Raw genomic sequence first — 14,614 nt, forward strand, 5'->3', positions numbered from 1 at the left:
TGAGGAACATGTTCGATTGGTTAACAGCTGAAAATTTATTGGAACTGACAAGAGACTATCGTTCACTGGGACCTCTCATTGGCTTCCTTTTACCATTTTTAGAAGCATTTTTACCGTTTTTACCTCTATTTGTATTCGTTTTTGCAAACGCTAGCGCATATGGTTTATGGATAGGGTTTTTATTATCATGGGCAGGTACGCTTGTAGGTTCTTATCTCGTTTTTTTACTGGTTCGAAAATATGGACGGGCGAGATTCCTCCGATTTATGACCAAGCACGAGCGTGTACAAAAACTCATCCATTGGGTGGAAACTCATGGGTTTGGTCCATTATTTTTATTGCTTTGTTTTCCATTTACTCCCTCGGCTTTGGTCAATTTGGTAGCGGGGCTATCAAACATGAAAAAAAATTCTTATCTATGGACACTGATTGCTGGTAAATTTGTGATGATTTTGACCATCAGCTTTATCGGTTATGACATCAGAGCACTCATTAATCAACCGATAAGAACTGCAATAGTTGTGGGTGTGATTATCTTGCTATGGTTCGTTGGGAAACAGGTTGAAAATCGCTTGAATAAAAGGGTTGAAGCTGACTTTCTATTGATACAAAAAGAACGACAGGAAGGGAAGGGGCCAACGGTTTGAGTGTAATGAAACAAGAGGTATTGGAATGGTTAAAAGCGATTATCATAGGATTACTTATTATCGCTATCATCAGATCATTTCTTATAACCAACTATGCCGTTTCTGGCTATTCGATGGAACCAACACTGCGAAATTCGGATAAAGTATTGGTGAGTAAAATTTCGTATACAATTGGTGAAATTAATCGACTGGACGTACTGGTTTTTCATTCGGATGACAATGAAGATTTTGTCAAGCGAGTCATAGGGATTCCAGGAGATCTCGTCATGTACAAAAACGACACTCTTTTTATTAATAATAAAAGAGTAGAAGAACCCTATTTGCAGTCGTACGAGGCGTATCGTAACCCAGACGACCGTTTGACAGAGAACTTTACGCTTGAAACGATTACGGGTGCCGTACGAATACCAGCCGATTCATATTTTGTTCTGGGTGACAATCGCAGGCAAAGTTTGGACAGTCGTTATTTTCAGTTCGTAAACAAAGAAGATGTTGTTGGAAAAGTAGTTGCGAGGTATTGGCCACTGGAATCCGCGACAATTAATTTTTCTGGTGAAAATCCCGAATAATTTCCCCCTCTAGCAGTAGTTAGGTACAATAGAGGGAAGGAAAATATTCGGGATTTATTTGTTATGTAAACACTATTTTGTAAGGGGGATTGCATGTGTCACTGCGATTAATTACAGGACGAGCGGGTGTTGGGAAATCCGAATTCATGCGACAAGAAGTATCTGAAAATGCATTGAGCAATCCATTGGGAGCACCGATATTTTTTGTGGTGCCTGACCAAATGTCATTTTCAACTGAATTTGCACTATCGTCTACAAAACATGCAAACGGCATCATCCGTACACAAGTCACCACATTTAAAAGATTAGCATGGCGGGTTTTACAGGAAACCGGAGGAATCAGTCGACAAGAGATCAGTGGATTTGGTTATCGTATGCTGATTCGACGATTACTGGAAGAGCATAAGGAAGAATTCTCTTTGTTTAAACAAGCAGCCAATAAACGTGGTTTTACAAACCAAATGGAAATGCTGCTAAAGGAATTCACAAGATATTGCCTTGACGGAACGACTTTACTGTCACTCGGACAATCTCTTAAACAATTGAATGCCCCGCACACTTTACAAGATAAGTCCCATGACTTATCAGTTTTGTTGCGTGCATTGGAAGAGCGACTGGGTACGGCATATATTGACAGTGAAGGTTACTATGCCTTGTTGTCGAAACAAATTGTTCAATCGGAACTGATTGCAGAAGCGGACATCTATATTGATGGGTTTGTGACGATGACGAGCAGGGAGTATGAAATCATCGGCGAATTAATTAAGCACGCGAAACGTGTCACAATTGCACTGCCTTTAGATGATGAAAATCAAGATTTGATGGATGAACAATCATTATTCCATAGTGCGGCAAGGACGGCAGAACGATTAAAGGAAATGGCACGGACGGAATCCATACCCATTGAACCTTCCATTCATTTAAATGAAAACAAACGTTTTAAAACAAACGAAATTAAACATATTGAACAGAATTTACATAGTTATCCCGCTCCTTCTATAGACGACCACAAGCATGTCCATGTGATCGAAGCAGATAGCAGGCGGGCAGAAATCCATGCTGTTGCCAGACATATACGAAGTGTAGTACGCGACGAGCAGTTCCGCTACCGTGACATTGCCATCCTATACCGTCAACCAGAAGTTTATGATGAATTGATTGAAACGACATTTGCCCAATATGATATTCCCGTTTTCATCAACCGAAAAAAAGCTATGCTTCATCATCCATTAGTTGAATTCAGTCGTTCTGTTTTTGAAGCGGTATTAAATGACTTCCAGTACGAACCAATGTTCCGAGCAATTAAGACAGATTTGTTCTTTCCGTTGCAGGCAAACAAAAGAATTTGGCGTGAACGCGCAGATCGCTTGGAGAATTTCGTAATTTCACAGGGGATTTATGGCGAACGTTGGACGGATGAACGCCGATGGCTCGTGAAAAAATACCGTGGACTTGAGTTTCATTCGAAAGTTCAGACAGATGAGGAACGTGCGATACAAGCTGATATTACAGCGGTGCGAGATATCGTTCTGACCCCACTACAACAATTTGCTCGAAAAATAGAGTCATGCGAAACAGGAAAAGATATTGCGCAGGCGTTGTTTGAATTAATGGAAGAATTGCAGATTTACGAAAAGCTGAAAGTATTGAAAGATCAAGAAAATGAACAAGGCCATCTTTTGCTTGCGACTGAACATGACCAAGCCTGGTCACAGTGGATTGATGTGTTGGATCAATTTGTCTTAATGTTCGGGGATGAAAAATTAACGCCGAAAGAAAGCTTGCTTTTACTGGAAGAAGGCTTCGACACATTGGAGTTTTCACGCATTCCGCCGTCACTAGATCAAGTAACCGTCGCAACGGTGGATTTATCCCGATTGTCAGATATTCGGGCAGCATTTGTTCTTGGTGTTAATGACGGGGTATACCCAAAACGACTGGAACAGGAAGGCTTGCTTTCGGATACGGAGCGGGAATGGTTTATGCAGATTGGCTTTGAACTGGCACCGACATCCAAAATGCGTCTGATGGACGAATCATATATGGCATACCGGGCAGTGACTACTGCTTCAGAGAAACTATTTGTGTCCTATTCCGTTGCGGATGAAGAAGGCAAAGCCTTGCTTCCTTCAACATACATTAAACGACTGCAACAGTTATTGCCGAAAGTCGAAGTAGAACTTGCAGTTATAGATCCTATTGTCTTAAAAGATAGCGCGGAACACTATATTCAGCATCCTCGAGCAACACTTCCGTTCCTAGCCACAAAGCTAAAGCAAGCGGCTGCTGAAGGGGATCTCGAGGAAGAATGGCAGGCGGTGGCTTCTTATTATAAGAATGATCCATTTTGGCACAGTGTTTTTGAACGAATCATTCGACCTTTGACAAAGCCTACTGTCGCGCAACGTCTGGACCGTCAAACGACAAATGCCTTATATGGAGACACGTTCACATCCAGTGTGTCGCGAGTCGAAAAATATTACAGTTGTCCTTTTGCACATTTCGCCACATACGGTTTACGTTTGGAGGAACGGGCAGAATACCTTCTTGAAGCACCTGCCATCGGCGATTTATTCCATGCCGCATTGAAATGGATTGCGGACGAAACGAAGCGTCTGGGGTTGTCGTGGTCTCAGCTTTCAACTACTCAAGCCTGGGAACTAGCGAGACAAGCAGTAGAAGAGATTTCGCCATATTTCGTGCATCAAATTTTACTCAGTTCGAAAAGATATCGCTATATTCAGCGTAAGCTTGTACAGATCTTGCAACGTACCATGACAACTTTGCGCGATCATGCCAGTGTCTCGACATTTGTTCCGATTGCGATTGAAGCAGGTTTTGGCCCTGGAGAGGAATTACCGACTCTAGAAATTCCGTTAAAAAATGGCCATGCCATGAAAATGCGGGGACGAATTGATCGCGTGGATGCAGCGGTTGTTGAAGGCCAGCCATTTGTACGGATTGTGGATTATAAATCGTCAGCCAAAGGACTTGATTTGAACGATGTGTACTACGGTATATCCCTGCAGATGTTAACGTATTTAGACGTGGCAGTCAGTAACTCGGCCGTGTGGCTCGGTGAAAACGCAAATCCGGCAGGTGTGTTATATCTTCATGTCCATAATCCGATGTTGAAGTTGGCGAAAGAGCTTTCTGAGATGGATCTTGCTGAAGAAGTATTTAAGAAATACAAAATGCGAGGCTTGTTGATTGATGATGCCAATGTTCTAAGTGAAATGGACACGGAAATAACAGGTACGTCGAAAGTAATTCCAGCCCGTATTAATAAAGATGGCTCTATTTCCAAGTCCTTCTCAAAAGTTGTATCTACGCAGGACATGGAAAACTTACGGACTTTTGTACGCAAAAAACATCAACAGGCGGGAGACGGTATGCTTGCAGGAGATACGCGGGTATTACCTTACCGCATGAAAGATAAAACCGCCTGTGACTATTGTAATTTCCGCAGTGTGTGTCAGTTTGATCCGACTGCCCCTGATCAGCACTATCGGAAACTGACGGTTGGTACACCGGAAGAAGTCACGCAACGAATTAAAGAGGAGGTCGCACCGGATGCTCATACCGACTAAACCACAAGATGTAACATGGACTGACGCCCAGTGGCGAGCCATTTTCGCAGAAGGGCGTGACATACTCGTTTCCGCTGCGGCAGGTTCAGGAAAAACTGCTGTACTGATTGAACGTTTGATTCAGAAGATGATTCGTGAAGACAATCCGATCGATGTGGATGAACTTCTCGTTGTGACATTCACTAATGCATCAGCGGCAGAAATGCGTCATCGGATGGCGGAAGCGCTGGAAAAAGCACTTGTGAAAAATCCTACTTCCAATCATTTAAGAAGACAATTAAGTTTATTAAATAAAGCACAAATTTCGACACTCCATTCTTTTTGTTTATCCATCGTGAAACAGTATGCATATGTCCTGGATTTGGATCCGGGATTCAGGCTGGCAAATGAAGCTGAAGCAGCACTAATCCGTGATGATGTATTGGCATCCGTATTAGAGTCAGCACATAAAGCTGAAAATCCGGAAGCGCTATACCGGCTTGTTGATAGTTTTACAACAGACCGGGACGACCAAATGATTGAAACATTGATCGATAAATTATACGACGCAGCAAGTGTTCACCCGGAACCGAAAAAATGGTTACAGGCAATTCCGCAAAGCTATGATGTTCCTGAAGATATGTTGATTGATGAACTGTCATTTATCACAGCACTTAAGCTGACGATCCAACATGCTTTAGAAGAAGCGTATGCGATGACGGAAGAAATCCGTCGATTGGCATTGCTACCAGCAGGTCCCGCTCCTTACGGGACTACAGTCGAACAAGATCAGCTCGTACTAGCAGAAGCGATTCGTCGAATTTCTTTACAATCATGGGATTCGGCATTCGAGTATTTCCAAACGTTAAAATTTGCGACTGCGGCACGCATTCCAAAAGACACATTTGACGACGAACTCGTTCAAAAAGCGAAAGACAAACGCGATCAATTAAAGAAACGCGTCAATGGAGTGAAAGATGCCTATTTCACCCGTACCCCTGCAAGGTTACTGCAGGAAATGAGAATGATGCAGCCGCTTCTTCAAACATTGGTGGACCTCACGTTAACTTATGGTGAACAATATCGTGTGGCAAAAAGTGAGCGAGGTCTGGTCGATTTCTCGGATCTGGAGCATTTTGCATTGCAAATATTGACGACGAAAGAAAATGATCAACTCGTTCCTTCAAGTACAGCGCAAGATATCATGATGCAATACAAAGAAGTTTTGGTAGATGAATACCAGGATACAAACCGTTTACAGGAAACTATTTTACAGATTGTCAAAACCGGTACAGAAGCAAATGGCAATATGTTTATGGTCGGTGACGTCAAACAATCTATTTATCGCTTCCGATTAGCTGAACCGATGTTATTCCTGGAGAAATACTTAAAGTTTACGACAGAAGCGCTGCATACCGGTGTGAAAATTGATTTAAATGCGAACTTCCGTAGCCGTAAGGAAGTACTCGATGGCACCAACTTTATTTTTTCTCAGATTATGGGAGAGCGTGTAGGGGAAATTGCGTATGATGATGCGGCGGCATTAAAAGCAGGGGCTCCTTACCCTGAGCAATCTGCGGCAGTAGAGCTCACGATACTTTCCCAGCAAAGTGAAGAAGATGATGAAGGAACCAGTGAAGACGAAGATATCAATGAAGAGATGTTGGAATTGGATGAGTTGAAAAAATCCCAATGGGAAGCCCGCTATATCATCCGGAAAATCCGTTCATTAATGGATGGGAAAACGATGGTGTTTGACGCTTGGACGAAAACTGAACGCCCACTTGATTACCGGGATATTGTCATATTGACGCGATCCATGACATGGTCCGCAGATTTAACCGAAGAATTCAAGCAGGCAGGCATTCCATTATACGCAAACCTTTCCAAAGGATATTTTGACGCGCTGGAAGTAATGATTATGTTGAACACACTGCGGATTGTCGATAATCCGTATCAGGATATTCCGCTGGCATCGGTTCTCCGTGCACCGTTTGTGGGATTGACGGAAGCGGAACTTTCCCACATCCGTCTGTCAGCACCAAAAGAGCCATTTTATGAAGCACTCAAAAACTTCGTCCGGATGGGAGGCAGTGGCATTGCTTCCGAAACTGCTGAAAAGCTGCAACGTTTCTTCCTTCATTATGAAGAATGGCGCGATTTGGCACGACGTGGCTCATTGGCAGATTTGATTTGGCGAATTTACATGGATACTCATTATTACGAAATGGTGGGTGCTATGCCTAGCGGTAAGCAACGGCAAGCGAACTTAAGGGCATTGCATGATCGTGCATTGTCTTATGAAAAAACGTCTTTCCGCGGACTTTTCCGCTTTTTACGATTTATTGACCGAATGAAAAAACGTGGAGACGATCTCGGAACAGCACGAGCAATGAGTGAAAAAGAAAACGTCGTCCGTTTAATGACGATCCATTCCTCCAAAGGACTTGAGTTTCCTTATGTATTCATCGCAGGTCTCGGCCGTGACTTCAATCAAATGGACTTCAATGAACTGTATTTATTTGATCAGACGTTCGGCTTAGCTGTAAAAGCAGTAGACCCTGAAAAGAGAATTTCCTACACATCGCTTCCATTCTTAGCGATGAAAGAGAAGAAGCAACTAGAGTTGAAGTCGGAAGAAATGCGGGTTCTCTACGTAGCGATGACACGAGCAAAAGAAAAGCTTATGCTCGTTGGAACTGTGAAAGATGCCCAAAAATCAATCGGCAAATGGCAGGATATTGCCGCGTCAAGTGGAGATATGCTGCCGGAATATGTACGATCACGTGCAAAAGGTTTCTTGGATTGGATTGGTCCTGCTGTGGCAAGACATAGTGACTTTGCTTTATGGCAAGGAGAGACGGATACCCATACATTGGAGCATCCTTCTAAATGGTCGTTTGAAACCATATATGTGGAAGAGCTGCGTGAGCTGGATGCCTTCAAAACATCTTCAGAATCTACCGAGGCAACCAATCAGACAGGTATTTCCCCAGAAATGATGGCTGAAGTAGAACGTCGGTTTAATGCGGTGTACGCCCACGAAAGGTCGATCGCTAAACGTTCCAAGCAATCAGTAAGTGAACTGAAGCGAATCGATCAATTGAGAAAAGAAGAAGAACCTGAATTTTTCCGAACGACAGAAGTACAACAAGCGATTTCAACTGTCTATAAACGACCTGCTTTTCTACAGCAAGGTGAACGGAAGCTAACAAGTGCAGAAATTGGTACCGCGATGCATACCGCGATGCAGCATCTTGATTTCAATTTGCAGCCGACAAAAGAGACAATCGAATCATTTATTCAACTTCTAGAAGACCGGCAGCTTTTGACCGCGAATGAAGCAAAAGCCATAAAATTAAATGCAATTGAAAGCTTCCTGCATTCCCCGATTGCAGACCGATTGCGTCATTCTTCAGATATTTTACGCGAAGTGCCTTTTACGTATGGAATGAAAGATGAAGATGATGAGTTTCAAATTTTACAGGGGATTGCCGATTGTTTATTCCTAGAAGACGATGGTCGCTGGGTTCTGCTTGACTATAAGACCGACCGAATTAAGGGAGTCTACAATAACGACTCTGCAATTTTACGTGAAATGCAGCATCGTTATGGATTGCAGCTGTCGCTTTATCAAAAAGCGATAGAAAGCATTCTTTCAATCACCATCAAAGAAAAAGTATTATATTTGTTTGACTCGAATCAAACAATTGCATTGGAGGATTGAAAGTGAATTTAAGACCAACTGAATTACAGGAACGAGTCGTCGCAATCGATTTGATGCGCGGCTTCTCGCTTCTGGGAATTTTTATTGTGAATATGCTGGCGTTCCATTCCCCGTATTACTACATAAATCCATACACTTGGTATACAAATCTGAGTGATCAACAGACGTTTCAATGGATCGATGTTGTGCTGCAGGGAAGTGTCTATCCTTTATTTTCTATGTTATTTGGCTATGGATTAATGATGCAATTTCTGAAATCACAGCAACGAGGTGTTTCTTTCTTACGCATTGGGATACGTAGGCTAAGTATATTATTGGGTATCGGAATTCTTCATGCTTTTCTGATCTGGTCAGGTGATATATTGATCAGCTACGCACTATGTGGTTTTATTGTTATTTTGTTATTACGGCTTTCAAGCACATGGCTACTTGTCATTGCATTGCCTCTATGGTTAATACCGAATTTGGGACTCTCATTCATTAGCTACTTGGTTGCACAGTCAGGTCAAGTATTTTATGCTGGTGTGCAGGAAATTGAATCGTCCATTAAGGCATTTGCCACTGGAAGCTGGGGAGATATCTTTAGCCAAAGGGCAGCCGACTGGAGCTATGCGAATATAGAATCCGGGTCGTTGTTTTTAATCGGCATTACGATTTTCCCGTATATGCTCATAGGTGCCGCAGCGGCTAAAGCGAAATTGATTGAACGCACTTCAGAGAAGAAAGTATTTTGGACCGTGCTAACTGTGATGACATTAGCGGTGGGGTATTCCCTCAAAGTACTGCCATTTACAAAAGAAGTAGACTTTTTCACGATGTATGTCCAGGATATTTTCGGAGGTCCTCTTGTGGCTATCGGGTATGCAGGACTAATTACGCTAATCTGTCAAATAACTGTGTTCCGAAAGCTATTGATGCCTGTTGCAAAAGTGGGCAGGATGTCCATGACGACCTATCTATCACAATCCGTCATTGCAACTACCATCTTTTATTCATACGGATTCGGCTTATATGGCAAAATGGATGTGCTAACCGGGACATGGCTAGCCGTCGGGACCTTTATTCTTCAAATGATTTTTGCAGAGATCTGGTTTTCCAAATTTAAACAGGGTCCGATTGAAATGATTTGGAAAAGAGCAACGTACGGAAAATTAAATAAAAAAAACGGATGAAAATCCTGTCGAAATATCGTAGACTGAATTTAACAAAATTTCATTACAGAAGGAGTGTCAGTATATGAAAATCGTGTCATATCGCTTTGAAGGTAAAATTTGTTTCGGTCCTAAGGTGAAAAAAGAGGAAGCCGTGTGGGACGTTTTAGCGATACAAGAGACGCTCCAAGTGTTACCAGCATTCCCTCAAACCATAATTGAAGGAATTTCAAATGGAATGGATTTTGTTGAGCAGATGCGAAAATTGGCAGATGCTGCATTAAAGTCGGAAGAGCCGAATCAATTCAAACGTGCATTCTCAAGCATTGAATGGTTATCACCAATTCCCCGTACACCGAAAAATATTTTTGGCGTAGGACGAAATTATGCTGAGCACGCAAAAGAAATGGGTTCAGAGGCGGCACCCGAGCATCTGATGATTTTCACAAAATCTCCGACAACGATTGCAGCTGATGAAGAAACATTGGCCGTTCATGAGAATATCACTTCTTCATATGACTACGAAGGTGAACTTGCTGTTGTCATCAGTAAAAAAGGCGATAACATCCCTAAAAAATTAGCGTATGACCATGTGTTTGGGTATACGATTGCGAACGATTTGACAGCACGTGATTTACAAAAGAAACACCAACAATTTTTCCTTGGCAAAAGCTTAAAAGGCTCATGTCCAATGGGTCCATATTTAGTTACGAAAGACGAACTACCAAACCCGCAAAACCTTACCATTGTGACAAAAGTGAATGATGAAGTACGCCAAAATGGACGTACAGATGATATGATTTTTTCTGTTGAAGAATTGATTGCTCAAATATCAGCATTGGTTACACTTGAACCTGGCGACGTAATTTTGACAGGTACTCCTTCAGGTGTAGGAAAAGGCTTCAATCCACCTAAATTTTTGGCATCCGGTGATACGGTGAAAGTTTCGGTCGAAGGTATCGGGACATTAGTAAACCGATTTGAGTGAAGAATTTATGAATAAGTATGGAATCTAGTAACTTAAAAAGTTTGTTAAGTGACGAGATATGATACGATAGAATCGAATGATTAATTAGATGAGGTGACGATTTTGGATTTTTTAGCTAGTACACACTTACACATTACTTCTTGGGTAGTCGGCATTATCTTGTTCTTTGTCGCAGTATTACTTGTAAACGGCAGCAAAGGGCAGAAAATCACACAGATGGTGTTACGATTATTTTACGTTTTCATCATTTTGACGGGTGTAGCATTATTCATCACAGGCATGGACTTCGATATGGGCATGCTTTACGGATTTAAATTGCTTGGTGGGATCTTAATCATCGGCATGATGGAAATGATTTTGGCTCGCATGAAAAAACAAAAACCAACAACCATGTTTTGGGTATTACTATTTGTGTTCTTGTTTATCACAATGTTCCTAGGGTTTAAATTACCTTTAGGCAGCAGTTTCTTAGCATAAACGGCATGGCGAAACCACTTTACTCATTTATTTGGAGTAAAGTGGTTTTTTTGTTGAGAGATTTGCAGATGAGATGAGATGAGTTTAGTTGGATGGTTAGAGGTTTAGTTGGACAGTTTGAGCTATTCGTTGGACAATCAGCCATTTTCGTTGGAATCCAGTTTCATACAGACTATTTCATTCCCAACTATGATTTTTCACAGTTTTGACGTAAATCAAAGTTAATTCTTTGTTAATCATGGCGACCCTAAGTTCGGTTTGATAAAATAACGTAGGAAGATTCGTTAGAGGAGGACCTCACGTGAAAATAGATAAATGGATAAAGGCGACAATGGCATTAACCATTCTGTTTGGTTTGATTGCGCCGCTAACCACTCAAGCAGATTCAAAAGAAACCATTCAAGACGAAAGTATATACGATCTGTTGGTGGACCGATATTTCAATAAGACGATTGAAAACGATTTTGAAGTAGATACAAGAGATCCAAGTGCATTTGCAGGTGGAGACTTTATGGGTGTGGTGGAAAAACTTGATCACATTCAAGCAATGGGCTTTTCGATGATTTCACTGGGACCGGTCTTTTCAACCGAGACATATGACGGGAAACGTGTCGTGGATTACGGTCAATTAGAACGTCATTTTGGGACGCCAGAAGAATTGAAAACACTGATTGATAAAGCGAATAAAAAAAATATGGGCGTCGTGGTTGATTTCCCGCTCCAACAAGTAAGTTCGAAACACATCTGGGCAACTGATCAGGACAAGGCTTCGTGGGTTGTTTCCAATGAAGACGGGACCGTTTCATGGGATTTGACTGATAAAGATGCTCAAAAAGCGGTAGAAAAAGCGGCTTTAGATTTTGTAAAACAATATAATGTCGATGGACTGCGTTTGACAGGAATTGATGGAATAGACAAGGCATTTTTAAATTCGTTGATCGATAAGCTTAAGAAAGAAAATGATGAATTATATGTTCTTAGCTTAGAACCAAGTGATGCGAAATTTGATGCACAAGTTGCGAATGGACAAGAAGACATGTATCGCAATATTTTCAAAAATGTAGACCTGGATACGACGAAATTGCCACAATTTTCGACAGAACAACCTGTCATCCAACAAATAGATTCAATCAATACTAAGAGATTCACATCAAATGCGGCTGAAGAAAATATGTTTCCTCCGACACGTTGGAAAATGGCGATGGCGACTTTGTTATCTCTGCCTGGTATACCCGTCATGACATACGGTTCCGAGATTGCTGTAAACGGCGAAGAGCCACCAGCTTCTCACCCAATTTTGGACTTTAATACGGATGAAGAGCTGATTGAATTTATCGGTGATGTTCATTCATTGCGAAATGATTCAGCAGCGCTTCGAACTGGTAAAATGGATATGTTATATAACGAAGCAGGACTCATGGTTTATGAACGTTCCAATGATGAGGAAACGTGGATCGTTGCCATCAACAATACTGGTGGCACTCAAAGCTTTGATATCCCACGTGAAGTAATTGGTGACAAGAAAGAACTTCGAGGTTTATTTGAAGGAGATATCTTGCGTCAAAGAGATGATGGCAACTACCGACTTGTAGTCGACAGAGAAATTGCCGAATTTTATAACGTGACAAATTATAAAGGAATAAATAAAGGCTACTTGGCAGCTCTTGCCTTGGTCTACATTCTCTTTATGACCTTTATTTATCTGGTTTGGCGCAAAGGAAAGCAACGCAAGGCAGAAAAAATGAGGAATAGTCAATAACTGAGGATGAAATTAGCTTAACGAGAATAGAAAAAAGCTAATTAGTTATGGACAGCTGCGACCGCAGCTGTCCCTTTTTTTGTGGGAACGGGGCAGTAGAGAACTCGCGAACGCGAATAGAGCAACCGCGAACGCGAATACAACACTCGCGACCGCGAATAGAGCACACGCGACCGCGAATAGAGCAATCACGACCACGAATAGAACGTCCGCGAACGCGAATAGAACACTCGCGACCGCCAATAGAGCACACGCGACCGCGAATAGAACGTCTGCGAACGCGAATAGAACGTCCGCGAACGCGAATAGAACCTCCGCGAACGCGAATAGCCCATGGACATCACACCATAACAAAACAAAAATCGCTTGAGACTATTTAAAGTCTCAAGCGATTTTTTATTTAGCCCGATAACCGACCATATTCACTGGATCTTTTGGTGATGAATAGGGAGGGGCGTAAGCAAGTTCTAATGCTTGTAAATCCTCCATTGTAAGACCTGCATAAATGGCTGTGGATAGTACATCAATTCGTTTATCGATGCCTTTTCCGCCAACGGCTTGTGCTCCCAATACTTTACCGGACACAGAATCATAATGAACTTTTAAGTAAACTTTTGCATGGTCGGGATAATAACCAGCATTGGATTTAGATTTTTGAGTAATCGTTTTAAACTTAAAAGGACTATCTTTCAATGTTTTTTCATTCAAGCCCGTAAGCGCCACATCTAATGAAAATACTTTGCAAATGGCTGTACCAAGTAAGCCTTTGAACGGAATTTGTTCTCCCGTAATATGCTTCGCAACAATGAATGCTTGTCGATGAGCTGGCCAGGCAAGTGGAACTCGTTTAGCGTCACCAGTGATAAAATCTTTATTTTCTGCGGCATCTCCGATTGCGTAAATGAAAGAATCATTCGTCTGCAAAAATTCGTTTGTGATGATTCCACTTGTATCACCAATTGTTAAACCGGCTTCTTTCGCCAATTCCGTACTCGGTGATACACCAATGCTCATCAGAATAAAATCAGCTTCTAACGTTTCTCCTGAATCGAGATCGATTGTAGCGCCATTTACATTGGTAATGGAATTATCTTTAAATATTCGAACACCATGATCACTTAATTCTTTTTCTACAAGGGCAGAGCAATCCACGTCCAAGATGTTCATGACTTGTGGAGACTTCTCGACAATCGATACATTCAAACCGAGCTCAACAAAATTTTCAGCCATTTCCACTCCGATAAATCCAGCACCTACAATAACACAGCTTTTTGGATTCTCAGTTGATAAATAGTGATTAATTTTTTTCATGTCATTAAAGTTGCGTAACGTGAACATAGTCGCGCTTTCCATTCCAGACGTTTCAGGCACAATCGGCGTCCCTCCTGGAGAAAGGATAAGAAAATCGTACGATTCATTAAAAGTTTGCTGTGTATCCAAATTCAAGACTTCGACCGACTTGAGCAGGCGATTAATTTTAGTGACACGATGCTTCAAGAAAACATCGATATTTCGCTCAGTTTTAAATTCTTCAGGAGTTGCTGCAATCAAATGTTCGGGATCAGAAATTTTGCCACCGATTACATAAGGCATACCACACGCTCCATAGGACATCGTATCATCCTGATCGAATACGACAATTTGCGCTTCTTTATCATAATAGCGAAGCTGGGAAGCGACAGTAGCGCCACCTGCAACTGCACCGACGATCACGATTTTCTTCATGT

General features: G+C 41.8%; 9 protein-coding genes. 8 read left to right on the top strand and 1 reads right to left on the bottom strand.

Features of this window, described 5'->3' with window-relative positions; genetic code table 11:
- The first annotated feature begins 8 nt into the window (after positions 1 to 8).
- From ACQKEV_RS05065 to ACQKEV_RS05100, 8 genes are all read left to right on the top strand, one after another.
- The gene (locus tag ACQKEV_RS05065) at positions 9 to 647 is read left to right on the top strand and encodes a TVP38/TMEM64 family protein (RefSeq protein ID WP_427443960.1); all 639 of its coding nucleotides are present in this window, start codon (positions 9 to 11) and stop codon (positions 645 to 647) included.
- The gene (lepB, locus tag ACQKEV_RS05070) at positions 644 to 1,216 is read left to right on the top strand and encodes a signal peptidase I (protein ID WP_427443962.1); all 573 of its coding nucleotides are present in this window, start codon (positions 644 to 646) and stop codon (positions 1,214 to 1,216) included. The genes ACQKEV_RS05065 and lepB overlap by 4 nt, the downstream gene beginning before the upstream one ends.
- Positions 1,217 to 1,311: 95 nt before the next feature.
- On the top strand, positions 1,312 to 4,806 hold the full coding sequence (gene addB / locus ACQKEV_RS05075) for a helicase-exonuclease AddAB subunit AddB (RefSeq protein WP_427443963.1): 3,495 nt from the start codon (positions 1,312 to 1,314) through the stop codon (positions 4,804 to 4,806).
- Entirely contained in the window at positions 4,790 to 8,512 is a 3,723-nt protein-coding gene (addA, locus tag ACQKEV_RS05080; RefSeq protein WP_427443965.1) for a helicase-exonuclease AddAB subunit AddA, read from the top strand. The genes addB and addA overlap by 17 nt, the downstream gene beginning before the upstream one ends.
- Before the next feature lie 2 nt (positions 8,513 to 8,514).
- The gene (locus ACQKEV_RS05085) at positions 8,515 to 9,684 is read left to right on the top strand and encodes a DUF418 domain-containing protein (RefSeq protein ID WP_427443967.1); all 1,170 of its coding nucleotides are present in this window, start codon (positions 8,515 to 8,517) and stop codon (positions 9,682 to 9,684) included.
- Between the two features lie 64 nt (positions 9,685 to 9,748).
- Positions 9,749 to 10,651 carry a fumarylacetoacetate hydrolase family protein gene (locus ACQKEV_RS05090; protein WP_427443969.1) on the top strand — a complete coding sequence of 301 codons (903 nt, stop codon included), beginning with the start codon at positions 9,749 to 9,751 and terminating at the stop codon, positions 10,649 to 10,651.
- 102 nt (positions 10,652 to 10,753) lie between these two features.
- Positions 10,754 to 11,128 carry a YisL family protein gene (locus tag ACQKEV_RS05095; protein WP_427443971.1) on the top strand — a complete coding sequence of 125 codons (375 nt, stop codon included), beginning with the start codon at positions 10,754 to 10,756 and terminating at the stop codon, positions 11,126 to 11,128.
- 301 nt (positions 11,129 to 11,429) lie between these two features.
- A complete protein-coding gene (locus ACQKEV_RS05100; protein ID WP_427443973.1) occupies positions 11,430 to 12,887 on the top strand; it encodes an alpha-amylase family glycosyl hydrolase in 1,458 nt (485 codons plus the stop codon).
- A 396-nt stretch (positions 12,888 to 13,283) separates the two neighbouring features.
- On the opposite strand, the gene ACQKEV_RS05105 is transcribed toward ACQKEV_RS05100, so the two are convergent.
- Positions 13,284 to 14,612 (bottom strand): CoA-disulfide reductase, encoded by a 1,329-nt coding sequence (locus ACQKEV_RS05105; protein WP_427443974.1) that lies wholly within the window; start codon positions 14,610 to 14,612, stop codon positions 13,284 to 13,286.
- Positions 14,613 to 14,614: the final 2 nt, after the last annotated feature.

Source organism: Paenisporosarcina sp. NPDC076907 (genome assembly GCF_050269735.1).
Taxonomy (GTDB): domain Bacteria; phylum Bacillota; class Bacilli; order Bacillales_A; family Planococcaceae; genus Paenisporosarcina.